At 73.1% G+C, this 18,488-nt stretch carries 17 protein-coding genes; 11 read left to right on the top strand and 6 right to left on the bottom strand.

Going from position 1 to position 18,488, the window contains the following annotated elements:
* The first annotated feature begins 103 nt into the window (after window positions 1-103).
* Window positions 104-1,228, top strand: a complete 1,125-nt coding sequence (locus ACFVN3_RS13330; protein ID WP_378233330.1) for a protein kinase family protein — start codon at window positions 104-106, stop codon at window positions 1,226-1,228.
* A 65-nt stretch (window positions 1,229-1,293) separates the two neighbouring features.
* On the opposite strand, the gene ACFVN3_RS13325 is transcribed toward ACFVN3_RS13330, so the two are convergent.
* The gene (locus tag ACFVN3_RS13325; protein ID WP_053370964.1) at window positions 1,294-1,593 is read right to left on the bottom strand and encodes a YciI family protein; all 300 of its coding nucleotides are present in this window, start codon (window positions 1,591-1,593) and stop codon (window positions 1,294-1,296) included.
* Window positions 1,594-1,685: 92 nt separating this feature from the next.
* A complete protein-coding gene (locus ACFVN3_RS13320; protein ID WP_378233329.1) occupies window positions 1,686-2,393 on the bottom strand; it encodes an MBL fold metallo-hydrolase in 708 nt (235 codons plus the stop codon).
* A 120-nt stretch (window positions 2,394-2,513) separates the two neighbouring features.
* Between ACFVN3_RS13320 and uvrA the strand changes: the two genes are divergently transcribed.
* A complete protein-coding gene (uvrA, locus tag ACFVN3_RS13315; RefSeq protein WP_378233328.1) occupies window positions 2,514-5,498 on the top strand; it encodes an excinuclease ABC subunit UvrA in 2,985 nt (994 codons plus the stop codon).
* Window positions 5,499-5,601: 103 nt separating this feature from the next.
* Here uvrA and ACFVN3_RS13310 read toward each other — a convergent pair whose 3' ends face one another.
* Entirely contained in the window at window positions 5,602-6,087 is a 486-nt protein-coding gene (locus tag ACFVN3_RS13310) for an OsmC family protein (protein WP_378233327.1), read from the bottom strand.
* 117 nt (window positions 6,088-6,204) lie between these two features.
* Between ACFVN3_RS13310 and uvrC the strand changes: the two genes are divergently transcribed.
* The 9 genes from uvrC (at window position 6,205) to ACFVN3_RS13265 (ending at window position 15,976) form a co-directional block, all read left to right on the top strand.
* Complete coding sequence (gene uvrC, locus ACFVN3_RS13305) at window positions 6,205-8,385, top strand: excinuclease ABC subunit UvrC (RefSeq protein ID WP_378233326.1); 2,181 nt, start codon at window positions 6,205-6,207, stop codon at window positions 8,383-8,385.
* Between the two features lie 20 nt (window positions 8,386-8,405).
* The gene (gene rapZ, locus ACFVN3_RS13300) at window positions 8,406-9,392 is read left to right on the top strand and encodes an RNase adapter RapZ (protein WP_087472156.1); all 987 of its coding nucleotides are present in this window, start codon (window positions 8,406-8,408) and stop codon (window positions 9,390-9,392) included.
* Window positions 9,393-9,394: 2 nt separating this feature from the next.
* Complete coding sequence (gene yvcK, locus ACFVN3_RS13295; protein ID WP_378233325.1) at window positions 9,395-10,360, top strand: uridine diphosphate-N-acetylglucosamine-binding protein YvcK; 966 nt, start codon at window positions 9,395-9,397, stop codon at window positions 10,358-10,360.
* An 84-nt stretch (window positions 10,361-10,444) separates the two neighbouring features.
* Window positions 10,445-11,425, top strand: a complete 981-nt coding sequence (gene whiA / locus ACFVN3_RS13290) for a DNA-binding protein WhiA (protein ID WP_047232822.1) — start codon at window positions 10,445-10,447, stop codon at window positions 11,423-11,425.
* Window positions 11,426-11,803: 378 nt separating this feature from the next.
* Entirely contained in the window at window positions 11,804-12,808 is a 1,005-nt protein-coding gene (gene gap, locus ACFVN3_RS13285; RefSeq protein ID WP_237842829.1) for a type I glyceraldehyde-3-phosphate dehydrogenase, read from the top strand.
* A gap of 158 nt (window positions 12,809-12,966) precedes the next feature.
* On the top strand, window positions 12,967-14,166 hold the full coding sequence (locus tag ACFVN3_RS13280; RefSeq protein WP_378233324.1) for a phosphoglycerate kinase: 1,200 nt from the start codon (window positions 12,967-12,969) through the stop codon (window positions 14,164-14,166).
* A gap of 84 nt (window positions 14,167-14,250) precedes the next feature.
* A complete protein-coding gene (tpiA, locus tag ACFVN3_RS13275) occupies window positions 14,251-15,048 on the top strand; it encodes a triose-phosphate isomerase (protein ID WP_237842825.1) in 798 nt (265 codons plus the stop codon).
* A 207-nt stretch (window positions 15,049-15,255) separates the two neighbouring features.
* Window positions 15,256-15,498 (top strand): preprotein translocase subunit SecG, encoded by a 243-nt coding sequence (gene secG / locus ACFVN3_RS13270; protein ID WP_047232868.1) that lies wholly within the window; start codon window positions 15,256-15,258, stop codon window positions 15,496-15,498.
* A 130-nt stretch (window positions 15,499-15,628) separates the two neighbouring features.
* The gene (locus ACFVN3_RS13265; protein ID WP_047232819.1) at window positions 15,629-15,976 is read left to right on the top strand and encodes an RNA polymerase-binding protein RbpA; all 348 of its coding nucleotides are present in this window, start codon (window positions 15,629-15,631) and stop codon (window positions 15,974-15,976) included.
* 39 nt (window positions 15,977-16,015) lie between these two features.
* Here ACFVN3_RS13265 and ACFVN3_RS13260 read toward each other — a convergent pair whose 3' ends face one another.
* From ACFVN3_RS13260 to opcA, 3 genes are read right to left on the bottom strand one after another with little or no spacing between them, the layout of a single operon-like run.
* Window positions 16,016-16,702 (bottom strand): O-methyltransferase, encoded by a 687-nt coding sequence (locus tag ACFVN3_RS13260; RefSeq protein WP_378233322.1) that lies wholly within the window; start codon window positions 16,700-16,702, stop codon window positions 16,016-16,018.
* Window positions 16,699-17,487 (bottom strand): 6-phosphogluconolactonase, encoded by a 789-nt coding sequence (gene pgl, locus ACFVN3_RS13255; RefSeq protein WP_378233320.1) that lies wholly within the window; start codon window positions 17,485-17,487, stop codon window positions 16,699-16,701. Before pgl ends, ACFVN3_RS13260 begins: the two co-directional genes overlap by 4 nt.
* Entirely contained in the window at window positions 17,484-18,401 is a 918-nt protein-coding gene (gene opcA, locus ACFVN3_RS13250) for a glucose-6-phosphate dehydrogenase assembly protein OpcA (RefSeq protein WP_378233319.1), read from the bottom strand. Before opcA ends, pgl begins: the two co-directional genes overlap by 4 nt.
* Window positions 18,402-18,488: the final 87 nt, after the last annotated feature.

The raw sequence follows: 18,488 nt of genomic DNA, 5'->3' as shown, positions 1-18,488 counted from the left end.
ACGAGAGACCTCCGTTGGTGCGAGCCGGGTTCCTAGACAGCTCCCACTCGACCCGGAGGTCTCTCGCTACGTCAACAACCTGCTGGGTCAGTACAGCTAGCGCGTGCCTGACGAGCCGCGGAGCGAGACGGTGCCGGCCCGGCCCGACAGGTCCCGCGCTTCTCGCCTGGCCGCGCACGCAGCGGTCGCCACCGCGCTGTCGCTGCGCAGCGACCACGACCTGCGCGAGCTCGTGGACGCCGCCCCGCGGATCGGTGCCGGCATCGGCGGGGAGACGGTGCTGCTCGACGTCGACGGCACACCCGTGTTCGTCAAGCACGTGCGACTGACCGACCTCGAGCGACAGGCGGAGAACGTCCGCTCCACGGCGAACCTGTTCGACCTCCCGACCTTCTGCCACTACGGCGTCGGCACCATCGGCGCCGCGGGCTTCGGCGCCTGGCGAGAGCTGGCCGTGCACGTCATGACGACGGGCAGGGTGATCGCGGGGGAGCACGAAGGTTTTCCCCTGCTGCACCACTGGCGGGTGCTCCCCGACGCCGGCCGACCCCTGCCCGACGAGCTGGCCGACGTCGAGCGCGCCGTCGAGTACTGGGGCGGCGGCACGGCGGTGCGTCGCCGGGTCGAGGCCCTGCGGGACTCCTCGGCGAGCATCGTGCTGTTCCTGGAGCACGTCCCGCAGACGCTGCACGACTGGCTCGGCGCCCAGGTCGAGGCGGGTGGCGAGACCGCCGAGCGCGCCTGCGCGCTGGTGGAGGACGGGCTGAGCGCCGGGATCTCGTTCATGAGGTCACGTGGCCTGCTGCACTTCGACACGCACTTCGAGAACGTCCTGACCGACGGCGAGCGGCTCTACTTCGCCGACTACGGTCTCGCGATCTCGTCAGCCTTCGACCTCTCGCCCGACGAGGTCGACTTCGTCGCCGCGCACCAGGAGTACGACGACTGCTACAGCGTCACCCACCTGGTGAGCTGGCTGGCCGTCGCCCTGTACGGGTGCGGTCCCGACGAGCACCGCGCGCTGGTGCGTTCCTGGGCTCGGGGCAGCCTCCCGACGGGCGCCCCCGCAGCAGTCGCGGCGACGCTGTCCCGGCACGCCCCGGTCGCGGCGGTGGTCGGGGACTTCTACCGCGCGTTCCAACGGGAGAGCCGGAAGACGCCGTACCCGTGGGAGGCGATCCGTCGGCTCGTCCGGGACGGACCGCCCGGGCGCGACCGCCCGCGGTGAGCCGTCCCGGGAGCGGAGCGGTCTCCCGCCCCGGGCGAGGGCGCGCGCAGGGAGGGGAGACCCCGTCAGGCCCGGTCGGCCCAGTCGCCGATGACCGGCGCCCACGGACGCACCGTGCGCTCGGCGACGAGGCCCGCCCGCCCGAACGGGTCCTCGTCGAGGACCGCGGCGACGGCGTCGGGCGTCTCCCCGTCGAGGACGAGCAGCGCCCCGGCCGGTGCGCCCTCGTGCGCGGGCAGGGGACCGGACGCCAGGAGCGTGCCCCGGGCGTACAGGTCGCCCAGGAACGCGCGGTGCTCCGGACGCAGGGCGTCGAGCTCGGGGGCGCGGTCGGCGTAGACGTAGGTGACGGCGTGGATCGGCATGCCGTCAGTGAACCAGGCCCGCCCGCCGGCGCGCGGCCGGGTCCGCGCCTCGGTCGTCACCACGGCGATCCGGACCGAGCCGCCGCGGTCTGCTACCAGCCGCGCTCGCGCCACTCGTCGAGGTGCGGGCGCTCGACGCCGAGGGTCGTGTCCGCGCCGTGTCCGGGGTAGACCCACGTCGCGTCGTCGAACCGCTCGAAGACGCGCTCGGTGACGTCCGTGAGCAACCGCTCGAAGCGGGCGGGGTCGCGCTGGGTGTTCCCGACGCCGCCCGGGAACAGCGAGTCGCCCGTGAACAGGTGCACCCGGCCCGCCACTGCCCCGGGCTCGTGGATGACGTCCGGTTCGCGGTAGGCCAGCGCGACGGATCCCGGCGTGTGGCCGCGCAGCGCCACGACCTCGAGCACGAGGTCACCGGCGCGGACGACGTCGCCGTGACGGAGACGGCGGGTGACGTGCACGTCGGCGGCTGCCGCGACGGCGTCGGCGTCGAGGTCCCCGGCGGCCGTCGTCGCGCCGGTGACCGCGACGATCGAGGCGAGGGCGCGCAGGTGGTCCGTGTGCCGGTGCGTCGTGACGACGACGTCGAGGCGCGCGGTCGGCGATCCGTCGCGGACGAGCGCGAGGACGTCGTCGGGCGCGTCCGCGGCGTCGACCAGGACCTGGGCACCCGTGCGCCGGCACGTGAGGAGGTAGACGCCGTTCGCGAGCGGTCCGACGGCGAGCTTGCGGATCTCGACCTCGTCGAGCCGCCGCACGTCGCGGGGCCCGCCCACGACGACGTGCCCGGTGTAGGTCATGCGGTCAGTCTGCCTCGCCCGGCGACCGCGGTGGGGCTGTGGTGAGCGTTCGTCGGAGGACGCGCGAAGGTGACGTCGAACACCTGTGCGAATGTGGGCGGTCGGTCGTACGATGCTGCGGTGAGCAATCGCCTCGTCATCTCCGGTGCCCGCGAGCACAACCTCCGCAACGTCGACCTCGACCTCCCGCGGGACAAGCTCATCGTCTTCACGGGGCTCTCCGGCTCGGGCAAGTCGTCGCTCGCGTTCGACACCATCTTCGCGGAGGGGCAGCGCCGCTACGTCGAGTCGCTGTCCGCGTACGCGCGCCAGTTCCTCGGGCAGATGGACAAGCCCGACGTCGACTTCATCGAGGGTCTCTCGCCCGCGGTGTCGATCGACCAGAAGTCCACGAACCGCAACCCGCGCTCGACCGTCGGCACCATCACCGAGGTCTACGACTACCTGCGCCTGCTCTTCTCGCGCGCCGGCACGCAGCACTGTCCCGTCTGCGGCGAGCGCGTGACCGCGCAGACGCCGCAGCAGATCGTCGACCGGCTCCTCGAGCTGCCGGAGGGCACGCGGTACCAGGTGCTCGCGCCCGTGGTCCGGGGGCGCAAGGGCGAGTACTCCGAGCTCTTCAAGGAGCTCCAGACCAAGGGCTTCGCGCGCGCCCGCGTCGACGGCGAGGTGCGCACGCTCACCGACGTCCCCGCTCTGGAGAAGAAGCTCAAGCACGACATCGAGGTCGTCGTCGACCGCCTCGTGGCACGCGAGGGCGTACAGCGTCGTCTCACCGACTCGGTCGAGACCGCGCTCGGCCTCGCGGGTGGTCTCGTCGTCATCGAGCTCGTCGACGCCGACGCGGACGACCCGGCGCGCGAGCGCCGCTTCTCCGAGAAGCGGGCGTGCCCCAACGACCACGAGCTCGCGCTCGACGAGATCGAGCCGCGCACGTTCTCCTTCAACGCGCCCTACGGCGCGTGCCCCGAGTGCACGGGCATCGGCTTCCGTCTCGAGGTCGACCCCGACCTCGTGGTGCCGGACGTCGAGAAGTCGCTGGCCGAGGGCGCGATCGCGCCGTGGGCGCAGATCTCCTCGGAGTACTTCGAGCGGGTCCTCACGGCGCTCGCGGACGACCTCGGGTTCTCCATGGACACGCCGTGGCGGGCGCTGCCCGAGCGCGCGAAGAAGGCCGTCCTGCACGGGCAGAACCACCAGGTGCACGTGCGGTACAAGAACCGCTGGGGCCGCGAGCGGCAGTACTCGACCGGGTTCGAGGGCGTCATCACGTTCCTCGAGCGCCGGCACACGGAGACCGAGTCGGACTGGTCCAAGGAGAAGTACGAGGCCTTCATGCGCGAGGTCCCGTGCCCCGTGTGCCGGGGCGCTCGCCTCAAGCCCGAGGTCCTCGCGGTCAAGGTCGGCGGCAGGTCCATCTGGGACGTGTGCCGGCTCCCGCTGCGCGAGGCCGCGGCGTTCCTCGGAGCGCTCGAGCTCGGCACGCGCGAGCGCGCCATCGCGACGGAGGTCCTCAAGGAGATCGACGCGCGCCTGGGCTTCCTGCTCGACGTCGGCCTCGACTACCTCTCGCTCGAGCGCCCCGCCGCGACGCTGTCCGGCGGCGAGGCACAGCGGATCCGGCTCGCGACACAGATCGGCTCGGGCCTCGTCGGCGTCCTCTACGTCCTCGACGAGCCGAGCATCGGTCTGCACCAGCGCGACAACCGTCGCCTCATCGAGACGCTCACGCGCCTGCGCGACCTCGGGAACACGCTCATCGTCGTCGAGCACGACGAGGACACCATCCGCACCGCGGACTGGGTCGTCGACATCGGCCCGGGTGCGGGCGAGCACGGCGGGCGCGTCGTGCACTCCGGCGACTACGCCGGCCTGCTGGAGGCGCCGGAGTCTGTCACGGGGGCCTACCTCGCGGGCCGTCGCAGCATCCCGCTCCCCGCGGAGCGCCGCCCGACCGACCCGGGCCGTCAGGTCAAGGTCGTCGGCGCGCGCGAGCACAACCTCACGGGCATCGACGTGAGCTTCCCGCTCGGGACGTTCACCGCCGTGACCGGGGTCTCGGGGTCGGGCAAGTCGACGCTCGTGAACTCAATCCTCTATACCGTCCTCGCCAACGAGCTCAACGGCGCACGCCAGGTCGCCGGCCGGCACACGCGCGTCACGGGACTCGACCACCTCGACAAGGTCGTGCACGTGGACCAGGGACCGATCGGGCGCACGCCGCGGTCGAACCCGGCGACGTACACGGGCGTGTGGGACCACGTGCGCAAGCTCTTCGCGGAGACCACCGAGGCCAAGGTGCGTGGGTACACGCCGGGCCGGTTCTCGTTCAACGTCAAGGGCGGCCGCTGCGAGGCGTGCTCGGGCGACGGAACGCTGAAGATCGAGATGAACTTCCTCCCGGACGTCTACGTGCCGTGCGAGGTGTGCCACGGCGCGCGCTACAACCGCGAGACGCTCGAGGTGCACTTCAAGGGCAAGACGGTGGCCGACGTCCTCGACATGCCCATCGAGGAGGCGTCGGAGTTCTTCGCGGCCGTCCCGGCGATCTCCCGGCACCTCAAGACCCTCGTCGAGGTAGGCCTCGGGTACGTCCGCCTCGGACAGCCCGCCCCGACCCTCTCGGGTGGTGAGGCACAGCGCGTGAAGCTCGCGAGCGAGCTCCAGAAGCGTTCGACGGGGCGCACGATCTACGTGCTCGACGAGCCGACGACGGGCCTCCACTTCGAGGACATCCGCAAGCTGCTCGGCGTGCTCCAGTCGCTCGTCGACAAGGGCAACAGCGTCCTCGTCATCGAGCACAACCTCGACGTCATCAAGAGTGCGGACTGGGTCGTCGACATGGGGCCGGAGGGCGGCTCGGGCGGCGGCAAGGTCGTGGCGCAGGGCACGCCCGAGCAGGTCGCGCGCGTCGACGCGAGCCACACCGGTCGATTCCTCGCGGAGATCCTCGACCAGCACGACCCGGTGCCGGTCGGTGCACCGACGAAGCCCGGTGCCGCCCAGGCGCCCGCCGCGAAGGGGGCCAAGGGCCGTTCGGCGAAGGCCCGCCGGGCGACGGACGAGGGTACGACGCGCTCGCGCCGCAAGGCGTCCGTGGCCTAGCCGCGACCCGGCAGGGGAGCCGCGGCGCGCCGTCCCCGGGCGACCCCGCGGTGACGCGTCCTCGGAGCGTCACCGCGGGCGTCGACGACCACGCGCGGCGTGCTCAGGCTGCCGCCCGCCGCGCGGGCGCCGGCTCGACGAGCACGCGGAAGTTCACCGAGCGCGCGATGAAGCAGTGGTCGTGCGCGCGGTGGTGGAGCGCGGCCAGCGACTCCTCGTCGGTCCCCGGACCGTCGTCGACCACGACGCGGGGGTGCAGGGTGACGTCCGTGAACTGACCCTCGCCGCCGGACTCGACGCGCATCGTGCCGGTGACGTCGTCCACGTACTCCCGCACGACCACGCCCGCCGCCGCGGCCAGGTGGAGGAACCACAGCATGTGGCACTGCGAGAGGCTCACGACGAACAGCTCCTCCGGGCTGTAGCGCGTCGGGTCGCCCCGGAACGCCGGGTCCGCGGACCCGGGCAGCGGCGGCCTCCCCTCGAGCAGGACGTCGTGGTCCCGACCGTAGGCCGTGTAGGAGGCGGTTCCCCTGTCGCCCGCGCCCGTCCAGCGGACCGTGGCGGCGTACCCGTGCTGCGCGCTCATGGCGGCCACCCTAGCGGGCAGTGGTACAGGTCACACCACGTCCCTGCCGGGGCTGCCGCGGCCCTCGCACGTCCCCCTGCCACCGCACCGTCGGTGGCCTGACCTAGGCTGGAGAGCATGGCTGATCCCGCGACGTATCGCCCGGCGCCGGGGGAGATCCCGACCTCGCCAGGCGTCTACCGGTTCCGTGACGACCACGGGCGCGTGATCTACGTCGGCAAGGCCAAGAACCTGCGCGCGCGCCTCTCGAACTACTTCCAGGACGTCGCGAACCTGCACCACCGCACGCAGACGATGGTGACGACCGCGGCGTCCGTCGAGTGGACCGTCGTCGGCACCGAGGTCGAGGCGCTCGCGCTCGAGTACTCCTGGATCAAGGAGTTCGACCCGCGGTTCAACGTCAAGTACCGCGACGACAAGTCGTACCCCTACCTCGCCGTGACGATGGGGGAGGAATTCCCCCGCGCCCAGGTCATGCGCGGCGCCAAGCGGCCCGGCACCCGGTACTTCGGCCCCTACGGGCACGCCTGGGCGATCCGCGAGACGCTCGACCTCCTGCTGCGCGTCTTCCCGGTGCGCACGTGCTCGGCGGGCGTGTTCAAGCGGGCCCACCAGACGGGCCGCCCGTGCCTCCTCGGGTACATCGACAAGTGCTCGGCGCCGTGCGTCGGGCGCATCACGCCCGAGGACCACCGGGCGCTCGCCGAGGACTTCTGCGACTTCATGGCGGGGGACACGCAGCGCTTCGTGCGTCGCCTCGAGCGCAAGATGAACGAGGCGGCCGCCGCGATGGAGTACGAGGCCGCGGCGCGCCTGCGCGACGACATCGTCGCCCTCCAGCGCGCGACCGAGAAGAACGCGGTGGTCCTCGGCGACGGCACCGACGCCGACGTCTTCGCGCTCGTCGGCGACGAGCTCGAGGCAGCCGTCCAGGTGTTCCACGTCCGCGGCGGGCGGATCCGCGGCCAGCGCGGCTGGATCGTCGAGAAGGTCGAGGACGTGACCGACGCGGAGCTGGTCGAGCACCTGCTCCAGCAGGTCTACGGTGCGGCCGAGGAGGCCGCGGCGGCCGACCCGGGGACCGGTCAGGGCCGCGCCGGCGCGCGCGACGTCGTGCCGCGCGAGGTGCTCGTCCCCGTCCTGCCGCCGGACACCGAGCAGGTCACGACCTGGCTCTCGGGGCTGCGGGGCGCTCGCGTCGACGTCCGCGTGCCGCAGCGCGGCGACAAGAAGGAGCTCGCCGCGACCGTGCGGGCGAACGCGGAGCACGCGCTCGCCCTGCACCGCACGCGCCGCGCGGGCGACCTCACGACACGCAGCCAGGCGCTGCGCGAGATCCAGGAGGCGCTCGACCTCGACACCGCCCCGCTGCGGATCGAGTGCTACGACGTCTCGCACAACCAGGGCACGTACCAGGTCGCGTCGATGGTCGTGTTCGAGGACGGCCTCGCGCGCAAGAGCGAGTACCGCCACTTCTCCGTGCGCGGGCCCGACGGCGACGGGGCCGCGGACGACACCGCCGCGATGTACGAGGTCATCACGCGCCGGTTCAAGCGCTACCTGTCCGACCGCTCGCGCTCGGGCGAGGTCGAGCTGGACCTCGAGGCCGACGACGTGGCGACCGGGTCCGACGCTTCGGGCCGCCGCGCGGAGCGGGCCGCGGAGGCGGCGGGGTACGTGCCGCGCAGCGGCGAGGTCGACGCCGACGCCCCCGTGGACAAGCGAGCGCGGTTCGCGTACCCGCCGAACCTCGTCGTGGTCGACGGCGGCCCCCCGCAGGTCGCCGCCGCCGCCCGGGCGCTGGCTGACCTCGGGATCGACGACGTCGCGCTGTGCGGCCTCGCCAAGCGCCTCGAGGAGGTGTGGGTCCCGGGGGACGACTACCCGGTGATCCTCCAGCGCTCGTCGGAGGGCCTCTACCTTCTCCAGCGCGTGCGCGACGAGGCGCACCGGTTCGCCATCGCCCAGCATCGCAGGCAGCGCAGCAAGGGCATGACGGCGTCCGCGCTCGACGACGTCCCCGGCCTCGGGCCGGCGCGGCGCACCGCGCTCCTCAAGCACTTCGGCTCGCTCAAGCGCCTGCGGGCCGCGAGCGTCGAGGAGATCGCGAGCGTGCGGGGCATGGGCGAGCGCACGGCGCGGGCCGTCGTTGCCGCCCTGGGCGGAGCCGCCGAGCCGCCCCCCGGCGGCGCGACCCCTGCGGGGCCGCCGGCCGCCGAGGACGCCGCGCGCCCGGAGGACGTGCAGGACGGCGTGCGGGACACTCCGGTGGGTGACGGGGCCACGGCCCGGGCGTGAGCGGCTGGCATGCTGGTGCCATGACCTCGGAGCCGACCCCGGACCTCAGCCCGCAGGGGCCGCCCGCCCGCGTGCCGGAGCCCTCACCGACCACGGTCCCCAGCGGGATCCCCGCGATCGAGGCGGCGACCCACGCCCCGGAGCCGCGCGAGGCCGAGGTGCTCATCATCACGGGCATGTCCGGCGCCGGGCGCACCCGGGCCGCGGCGGTGCTCGAGGACCTCGACTGGTACGTCGTCGACAACCTGCCGCCGCGCATGATCGTCCCGCTCGTGGACCTCATGACGCGGTCGGGCTCCGCGCTCGAGCGCATCGCGGCGGTCGTCGACGTGCGCGGGCGCGAGTTCTTCACCGACCTCGTCGAGGTGCTCGACCACCTCCGCCAGAGCGGGGTGTTCTACCGCATCCTGTTCCTCGACGCGTCCGACGAGGTGCTCGTGCGCCGGTACGAGCAGGTCCGGCGCCCGCACCCGCTCCAGGGGGAGGGACGCATCCTCGACGGCCTGGCCGAGGAGCGACGCCTGCTCGCGAGCCTCGAGGAGCGCTCCGACGTCGTCATCGACACGTCCGAGCTCACGGTGCACGACCTCGCGCGCGAGGTCCGTGCCGCCGTGGCGGACGGGACGCCCGAGACCCTGCGGATCAACGTCGTCTCGTTCGGGTTCAAGTACGGGCTGCCGCTCGACGCCGACCACGTGGTCGACGTGCGGTTCCTCGCGAACCCGTACTGGATCACCGAGCTGCGGCACCTCACCGGGCGCGACGCGCCGGTACGCGACTACGTGCTGGGGCGCCCCGGCGCGCTCGAGTTCGTCGACCGGTACGTGAGCGCCCTGGAGCCGGTGCTCGCCGGCTACCTGGGCGAGGAGAAGCGCTACGTGACGATCGCCGTGGGCTGCACCGGGGGCAAGCACCGTTCCGTCGCGATCAGCGAGGCGATCGCCGCGCGCCTGCGCGCGCAGGGCCAGCGCGTCATCGTCACCGCCCGCGACCTCGGCAAGGAGTGATCGTGGTCGCCCAGCGCAACCCTGCCGTCGTCGCCCTGGGCGGCGGCCACGGCCTGTCCGCGAGCCTGTCCGCGCTGCGTCTCATGTCCGACCGGCTGACCGCCGTCGTGACCGTCGCGGACGACGGCGGGTCGTCGGGGCGCCTGCGCACCGAGCTCGGCGTCCTCCCGCCGGGAGACCTCCGCATGGCGCTCGCGGCCCTGTGCGACGACTCGGAGTGGGGCCGCACGTGGAGCGCGCTCCTCCAGCACCGGTTCACGTCGGAGGGGGACCTCGACAACCACGCGGTGGGCAACCTGCTCATCGTCGCGCTGTGGGAGCTGCTCGACGACCCGGTCGCCGGGCTCGACTGGGTGGGCAAGCTCCTCGGTGCCCGCGGTCGCGTGCTCCCCATGGCGTCGGTGCCCCTCGGGATCGAGGCCGACGTGCGGACCGGGGACCGCCTGGAGACGGTCGTCGGGCAGAGCCACGTCGCCGTCACGCACGGCCGCATCGAGCAGCTCCGGCTCGTGCCTGCGGACCCGCCCGCGTGCGCGGAGGCGGTGCAGGCCGTCGAGGAGGCGGACTGGGTCGTGCTCGGCCCGGGGTCGTGGTTCTCCTCGGTGATGCCCCACCTGCTGGTGCCCGACCTCGCGCGCGCCCTGCACGAGACTTCCGCGCGCCGCTGCGTGACGCTCAACCTGTCGAGCGAGACGGGGGAGACCTACGGGCTGTCCGCGACGGACCACCTGGAGGCGCTGCACAAGCACGCACCCGGGCTCCGGATCGACGCCGTCGTCGCGGACCCGTCCGCCGTCGAGGACACGGAGCAGCTCGCGGAGGCGTCCGCGCGCATGGGCGCGCGCCTCCTCCTGCGCCAGGTACGGCGCGGGGACGGCACCCCGCGGCACGACGCGCTGCGGCTGGCGGCGGCGTACCGGGACGTGTTCGACGACTTCCTCGGCGACGTCGGCTCGCCCGCGCGCTGAGCCCCGCGGGACGCGGGCCCCGGCGGCCCACGGGCGCCCGGTCCGCCGCCGCGACGCCACGGCATCGATGGCAGGATGTCCCGCATGGCGCTCACGGCACAGGTGAAGGACGAGCTGGCTCGACTGCGGGTGGACAAGACCTCGTGCCGCAAGGCGGAGGTCTCGGCGATGCTCCGCTTCTCGGGCGGTCTGCACCTCATCTCGGGCCGCGTCGTCATCGAGGCCGAGCTCGACACCGCGATCGCGGCGCGCCGCCTGCGCGAGACGATCGCGGACGTCTACGGGCACACGAGCGAGCTGATCGTCGTGTCGGCCGGGGGACTGCGCAAGAGCAGCCGGTACGTCGTGCGCGTCGTGCGCGACGGCGAGTCGCTGGCCCGCCAGACGGGACTCCTGGACCAGCGCGGGCGTCCCGTGCGAGGGCTCCCGCCGCAGGTCGTCTCCGGCGGGGTGGAGGAGGCCGAGGCGGCGTGGCGCGGCGCGTTCCTGGCGCACGGTTCGCTCACCGAGCCGGGCCGGTCGTCGGCGCTCGAGATCACCTGCCCCGGGCCGGAGGCCGCGCTCGCCCTGGTCGGCGCGGCCCGCCGCCTGGGCGTCTCCGCGAAGTCGCGCGAGGTGCGCGGCGTCGATCGCGTCGTCATCCGGGACGGGGACGCGATCAGCGCGCTCCTCACCCGCCTGGGCGCGCACGAGGCGGTCCTGGTCTGGGAGGAGCGGCGTGCCCGGCGCGAGGTGCGCGGCACCGCGAACCGGCTCGCGAACTTCGACGACGCGAACCTGCGCCGCTCGGCCCGGGCCGCCGTGGCGGCGGGGGCGCGGGTCGAACGGGCCTTCGAGATCCTCGGCCCGGACCTGCCCGACCACCTGCGCGAGGCCGGTGAGCTCCGGCTCGCGCACAAGCAGGCGTCGCTCGAGGAGCTGGGGCAGCTCGCGGACCCGCCGCTCACCAAGGACGCCGTCGCGGGCCGCATCCGCCGCCTGCTGTCGACGGCCGACAAGCGCGCGGCCGAGCTCGGCATCCCCGACACCGAGGCGGGCCTGAGCCCGGAGCTGCTCGACCTCTGACCCTGCCGGCCTGCGACGAGCACGACGGCCAGCACGACGGCCAGCGTGGCGACCAGCACGGCGACCCGCCCGGCACCTGGACGTCATGCACCGACGGGACGATGGTCCCGAACCGTGGGATCCAGGTCACACGCTGGCGTGGTGTTGGTATAGGCTCGGATGCGTCAGGTGACAACGACGTGCTCCTTCGCTGACACCCCTCGTGGGCGTGGGTGGTCCCGGCTGTCGCCGTGACGGTCCACGGGCACGGAGGGTGCTGTGCCGGGATCCCGGGCAGCGGGGCACGGGCGCGATCACCACCTGCGTACGACGGCGTACGTGATCGTTCGGCATCAACCGTGTGCGTCGGGACAACCGGCGCGCCCTGAGGAGGGCATTGTGACCATCCGCGTCGGTATCAACGGCTTCGGTCGTATCGGACGGAACTTCTACCGCGCCATCGTCGAGTCGGGCGCCGACATCGAGATCGTGGGCGTCAACGACCTCACGGACAACAAGACGCTCGCGCACCTGCTCAAGTACGACACGGTCCTCGGCCGTTTCCCGCTGAGCGTGGACTTCGACGACGACAACATCATCGTCGACGGCAAGAAGATCCGTGCGCTCGCCGAGCGCGACCCCGCGAACCTCCCCTGGAGCGAGCTGGGTGCCGACATCGTCATCGAGTCGACCGGCTTCTTCACCGACGCGACCAAGGCGAAGGCGCACATCGACGCCGGCGCCAAGAAGGTCATCATCTCGGCCCCGGCCAAGAACGAGGACGCGACGTTCGTCGTCGGCGTGAACTCGGACCAGTACGACCCGGCCGCGCACCACATCATCTCGAACGCGTCGTGCACCACGAACTGCCTCGCCCCGCTGGCGAAGGCGCTCAACGACTCGATCGGCATCGAGCGTGGTCTCATGACCACGATCCACGCCTACACGGGTGACCAGAACCTGCAGGACGGCCCGCACCGCGACCTGCGTCGCGCCCGCGCCGCCGCGCAGAACATCGTCCCGACCTCGACGGGTGCGGCCAAGGCCGTGTCGCTCGTCCTCCCGGAGCTCAAGGGCAAGCTCGACGGCTTCGCGCTGCGCGTCCCGGTCATCACGGGCTCGGCGACGGACCTCACCTTCACCGCCTCGCGCGAGGTCACGGTGGACGAGGTCAACGCCGCGGTCAAGGCCGCGTCGGAGGGCCCGCTCAAGGGCGTCCTGTCCTACGTCGAGGACGAGATCGTCTCGAGCGACATCGTCACGGACCCGCACCAGAGCATCTTCGACTCGAAGCTCACCAAGGTGATCGGCGACCAGGTCAAGGTCGTCTCCTGGTACGACAACGAGTGGGGCTACTCGAACAGCCTCGTCGCGCTGACGCAGCTCGTCGGCGACAAGCTCTGAGCCTCCTGCTGACGCAGCACGACCCTGCGTAGCAACCATGCGTCCGCGTGCGCGTCCCGGCACCGCCCGGTGACGCGCACGCGGACGTCCTCATGTGCGGGCCCGGCCGGTCCTCGGCAGGCGCCCCGTACGACGGCGACCGAACCGTAGGAGACCGCATGAACACCATCGACTCCCTGGGCGACCTGCGCGGCAAGCGCGTCCTCGTCCGCTCCGACTTCAACGTCCCGCTCGACGGGACGACCATCACGGACGACGGCCGCATCCGGGCCGCGCTGCCGACGCTGAAGAAGCTCACCGACGCGGGCGCGAAGGTGATCGTCACCGCGCACCTGGGCCGCCCCAAGGGCGAGCCGGACGCGAAGTACTCGCTCGCGCCCGTGGCCGCGCGCCTCGGCGAGCTGCTCGGCGTGCCCGTCCACCTCGCGCAGGACGTCGTCGGCGACTCGGCGCGCGAGACCGTCGCCGCGCTCGGCGAGGGCGAGGTCGCGCTGCTCGAGAACATCCGGTTCGACCCGCGCGAGACGTCCAAGGACGACGCGGAGCGCCAGTCGCTCGCGCGCGACCTCGCACAGCTCGCGGACGTGTTCGTCTCCGACGGCTTCGGCGTCGTGCACCGCAAGCAGGCGTCGGTCTACGACGTCGCCCAGGTGCTCCCGTCCGCCGTGGGCGAGCTCGTGCTCAAGGAGGTCGACTCCCTGCGCAAGGCGACGGAGGACCCCGCGCGCCCGTACGCGGTCGTGCTCGGCGGATCCAAGGTCTCGGACAAGCTCGGCGTCATCGCGAACCTGCTCACCAAGGCGGACCGCCTGCTCATCGGCGGCGGCATGGTGTTCACGTTCCTCGCCGCCAAGGGCTACGGCGTCGGCAAGTCCCTCCTCGAGGAGGACCAGATCGACACCGTCAAGGGCTACCTCGCGGACGCCGAGAAGAACGGAGTCGAGATCGTCCTGCCGACCGACATCGTGGTCGCCGACGCCTTCGCCGCGGACTCGCCGCACGAGGTCGTCGCCGCGGACGCGATCCCGGCCGACAAGATCGGCCTCGACATCGGCCCCGAGTCGGCGCAGCTCTTCGCGAGCAAGATCGTCGACGCGAAGACGGTCGTGTGGAACGGTCCCGCCGGCGTGTTCGAGTTCGAGGCGTTCTCGGGGGGCACGCGTGCCGTGGCCCAGGCGCTCGTCGACGCGACCGCGAACGGCGCGTTCACGATCGTCGGCGGCGGCGACTCGGCCGCCGCGGTCCGCATCCTCGGCTTCGACGAGGCCGGCTTCAGCCACATCTCGACGGGTGGTGGCGCGAGCCTCGAGTTCCTCGAGGGCAAGGACCTCCCGGGGATCTCCGTCCTCGAGGGCTGAGCGCCCCTCCCGAACCATCCTCACGCGCCGCCCGCGGCACGCCGTGCGCGCGGGCGGTGCGACCCCACAGAGAGAAGAAGGACCGTGGCGAACAGCCGTACCCCGCTCATGGCGGGCAACTGGAAGATGAACCTGGACCACCACCAGGCGACGCACACCGTGCAGAAGCTCGCGTGGACCCTCAAGGACGCGAAGCACGACTACGCGGCCGTCGAGGTGGCCGTGCTGCCGCCCTTCACCGACCTCCGGTCGGTGCAGACGCTCGTCGACGCGGACAAGCTCGAGCTCAAGTACGGCGCGCAGGACGTGTCGGCGCACCTCGAGGGCGCGTACACGGGCGAGATCTCGGCGACGATGCTCGCCAAGCTCGGCGTGAGCTACGTCGCGATCGGCCACTCGGAGCGCCGCCAGTACCACGGCGAGACGGACGCGCAGGTCAACGAGAAGATCGTCGCCGCCGTGGGTCAGGGCGTCGCCCCGATCCTGTGCGTGGGCGAGGGCCTGGACGTCCGCAAGGCCGGCGACCAGATCTCCTACACCCTCGCCCAGGTCGAGGGCGCCCTCGCGGGCATCCCCGCCGCGCAGCTCGCGACGCTCGTCATCGCGTACGAGCCCGTCTGGGCCATCGGCACGGGCGAGGTCGCGACGCCGGAGGACGCCCAGGAGGTCTGCGGTGCGATCCGCGGCGCGCTGGGCGACCTGTACGACGCGGACCTCGCGGACGCGACGCGCATCCTGTACGGCGGCTCGGTGAAGTCGTCGAACGTCGCCGCGATCATGGCCCAGCCCGATGTCGACGGTGCGCTCGTCGGCGGCGCGAGCCTCGACCCCGAGGAGTTCGCGAAGATCGCGCGCTACCAGTCGCACGCGACCGGGGCCTGACCTCCGCGAGACCCTCGCGCCGACGGCCCCGGGAGCGGATCCCGGGGCCGTCGGTCGCTGACGTGAGACGACGGCGGCCGGGGTTGGCCGCAGCGGCCTCCCGTCGCCTACTCTTGTCCCCTGTGCGGCAGGTCACGCCTGCGCACGACAACCGTGCGGTCGCGCTCGACATCGGTCGGGACGGCCCTGAGCCTCAAGGACGTACTCGTGGACGTGCTGCGCATCATCCTCCAGATCCTGCTGGTCCTCACCAGCGGCTTCCTCACCCTGCTCGTGCTCATGCACAAGGGCAAGGGCGGCGGCCTCTCCGACATGTTCGGTGGCGGGATCTCGAGCTCGGTGGGCAGCTCCGGCGTCGCCGAGCGCAACCTCAACCGGATCACCGTGGCGTTCGCCCTCGTCTGGGCGGTCGTCATCGTGCTCCTGGGGCTCCTCCAGAAGGTGAGCTGATCCGCAGACGTCCCGCACGGGGCGTCGCGCGGTCGAGCAGGGCTCGAGGAGTCGGCAGGGGGCAGCCGCGCCGGATGGCGCGGTACGGGCAGGATCGAGTGCCGACGACGGCACGGACGGGGGAGAGCACGTGGCAGGTGGTAACGCGATCCGCGGGTCGCGCGTCGGGGCAGGACCGCTCGGGGAGTCCGAGCGCGGCGAGATCGCGCCGCGCTTCTGGGTGTCCTACTGGTGCGCGAACGGCCACGAGACGCGGCCCAGCTTCTCCTCGGAGGCGGAGATCGAGGCGCCCGAGACCTGGGACTGCCCGCGGTGCGGGTTCCCGGCCGGGCAGGACCGGGAGAACCCGCCGACGCCGTCACGCAACGAGCCCTACAAGACGCACCTCGCGTACGTGAAGGAGCGTCGCAGCGACGAGGACGGGGTCGCGATCCTCGACGAGGCGCTCGCCGCGCTGCGGGCCCGTCGCGGTCGCTGACCTCCGCGCCCGGCACCGAGGCCGGAGCGCGCTCGCGGGTCAGCGCACGCGCGCGAGCACGAACCCGTCGTAGCCCTTGGACCCCACGGTCTGCACGGCCGTGGCGTCGAGCCGCGGGTCCGCGACGACGCGGTCGACCATCTCCCGGACCCCGAGCACGTTGGGGTCGGTGCTCTCCGCGTCGGCGACGGCGCCGCCGCGGACGGTGTTGTCCACGACGACGAGCGTGCCCGGGCGCGAGAGCCGGATCGCCAGGTCGAGGTAGACCGGGTTCGACGGCTTGTCCGCGTCGACGAACACGAGGTCGAACGGCTCGACGCCCTCGTCGACCAGGCCCCGCAACGTGTCCGCGGCCGGGCCGACCACGACGTCGACGACTCCCGCGAGGCCGGCCTCCGCCAGCGACTCTCGCGCGACCGCGGCGTGCGCGGGGTCGATCTCGCACGTGACGAGCGATCCTCCCGGGGGCAGCGCACGGGCGAGCCAGATCGTCGAGTAGCCGCCGAGCGTGCCGACCTCCAGCGCGCGGCGCGCGCCGGTCGCGAGCGCGAGGAGCTGCAGGAGACGGCCCTGCGCGGGGGAGACCTGGATCTCCGGCAGGCCGGCGGCCCGCGCCCGGGCGCCGGTGGCGGCGAGCACGTCGTCCTCGCCCACGAGCGGGGCGAAGTAGGCGTCGACCGCGTCCCACGTCGCCGCGGGGTCGACGTGCTCGCCGCCCGGCGTCATCGGTCGGCGTCCCGCGTGCCCGCCGCCGCGGCGTCGACGAGCCACAGCGTGCGCTCGGTTCCGGTGACCGCGGCGGCAGGGGTCTCGGCCGCCGGGGCCCCGCCGAGCGCCGACGCGACGGCCGAGGCCTTCTCCGCGCCCGCGGCGACGACCCACACCTGACGGGCTCGCGCGATGGCCTCGAAGGTCAGCGTCACGCGCTCGGGCGGGGGCTTGGGCGAACCGTGGACACCCGCGGTCGGGACGCCCGTCACGTCGAGCCCCGGGTGCCCGGGGAAGAGCGACGCGACGTGGCCGTCGGGTCCCATCCCGAGCAGGAGCACGTCGAACTCGGGCACCTCGGCGCCGTCGGGGGCGTGCTCGGCGAGCGTCGTCGCGTAGGCGGCGGCCGACTCCTCGGGCGTGGCCACGGCGTCCGCCGCGGGCATCGGGTGCACGTTCCCGGCCGGGAGCTGGGGCAGGTGGTCGAGGAGCGCGTCGCGCGCCTGCGTCTCGTTGCGGTCGGGGTCGCCCGAGGGCAGGAACCGCTCGTCGCCCCACCAGAGGTGCACGCCCGACCAGTCGACGGCGTCGCGCGCCGGGTGGCGCTCGAGCGCCGCGAGGCTCGCGATGCCGACGGTGCCGCCGGTGAGCGCGACGTGCACGGGGCGGCGCACGGACTGTGCGTCGAGCAGGCGCGTCACGAGCCGCGACGCGACCGCCTCGGCGAGGACACCCGCGTCGGGGTGGACGACGACGAGGCGCCCGTGGGACGCGTGCGTGCCCTCGGGCCGGGCGGCCGTCACGCGCCAACCTTCTGGAGCCCCTTGGTGAGCACTTCGCCGTAGACCTCGTCCGGGTCCAGGCGGCGCAGCTCCTCGATGAGGGCCTCGCTCAGCGTCCGGATGGGCAGCGCGACGCGGCGGTCGGGCTTGCCCGGCTGGCTGATCGTCACGATGCGCCCGTCCGGACGGTCGAGGATGATCGGCCCGCTCTTGCGCTCGAGCGTGACGCGGGTGATCGCCTCGGCGCCACGACGGCGGACGACCTGCGTGGGGCAGCGGAGCCGAGAGCCGAGCCACGCCGCGAGCAGGTCGAGAGAGGTGTGCTTCGCCTGGCCCTCGACGAGGACGCTCGTCACGGGCTCGTACGGCGGCTGGTCCAGCGCGGCGGCGATGAGGCCGCGCCACAGGGTGACGCGGGCCCACGCCAGGTCGGAGTCGCCGGGGCCGTACGTCGTCGCGAGCTGCGCGAGCGTCGCCTCGGGGTCCTTGGACGTGATCGAGTCCGTGATGCGGCGCTGGGCCATCGCACCGACCGGGTCGTCGTCGACGGAGGCGGGGGGCTGGCCCGGCCACCACACCACGATCGGCGCGTCGGGAAGCAGGAGCGGCATGACGAGCGTGTCGGCGTGCTCGAGCAGCGGCCCCGCGGTGCGCAGCACGACGACCTCCGACGCACCGGCGTCGCCGCCCACGCGGATCTGGGCGTCGAGATGCGGGACGGCGCTCCGGCCGGACGGCGCCACGACGATGACGCGGCACGGGTGCTCACGGCTCGCGTCGTTCGCCGCCTCGATCGACGTCTCGACGTCGGACTCGCGCGCGATGACGACGAGCGTGAGGACGCGGCCGAGCGCGATCGCGCCGCCCTCGTCGCGCAGGCGCACGAGGCGCTTGTTCACCGCGTTCGTCGTCGTGTCGGGCAGGTCGATGATCATCGCGGGGTCCTCGCCGGTCGGAGGGTCGTGCCGCACCGCGGGGCACGACGGGGTCGGGGGGTCTCACTCAGGGGCGCCGCGCTCCAT

The sequence above is a fragment of the Cellulosimicrobium sp. NPDC057862 genome (assembly GCF_042797035.1).
Taxonomy (GTDB): Bacteria; Actinomycetota; Actinomycetes; order Actinomycetales; family Cellulomonadaceae; genus Cellulosimicrobium.
The sequence above is the reverse complement of the archived record's forward strand: the minus strand, read 5'-3'. Positions and strand labels throughout refer to the sequence as shown.

Coding starts and splice junctions, on each gene's coding strand:
- ACFVN3_RS13325 (WP_053370964.1), bottom strand. CDS start 1,593: ATGCCGATCCACGCCGTCACCTACGTCTACGCCGACCGCGCCCCCGAG.
- ACFVN3_RS13320 (WP_378233329.1), bottom strand. CDS start 2,393: ATGACCTACACCGGGCACGTCGTCGTGGGCGGGCCCCGCGACGTGCGG.
- ACFVN3_RS13310 (WP_378233327.1), bottom strand. CDS start 6,087: ATGAGCGCGCAGCACGGGTACGCCGCCACGGTCCGCTGGACGGGCGCG.
- uvrC (WP_378233326.1), top strand. CDS start 6,205: ATGGCTGATCCCGCGACGTATCGCCCGGCGCCGGGGGAGATCCCGACC.
- rapZ (WP_087472156.1), top strand. CDS start 8,406: ATGACCTCGGAGCCGACCCCGGACCTCAGCCCGCAGGGGCCGCCCGCC.
- whiA (WP_047232822.1), top strand. CDS start 10,445: ATGGCGCTCACGGCACAGGTGAAGGACGAGCTGGCTCGACTGCGGGTG.
- ACFVN3_RS13280 (WP_378233324.1), top strand. CDS start 12,967: ATGAACACCATCGACTCCCTGGGCGACCTGCGCGGCAAGCGCGTCCTC.
- ACFVN3_RS13260 (WP_378233322.1), bottom strand. CDS start 16,702: ATGACGCCGGGCGGCGAGCACGTCGACCCCGCGGCGACGTGGGACGCG.
- opcA (WP_378233319.1), bottom strand. CDS start 18,401: ATGATCATCGACCTGCCCGACACGACGACGAACGCGGTGAACAAGCGC.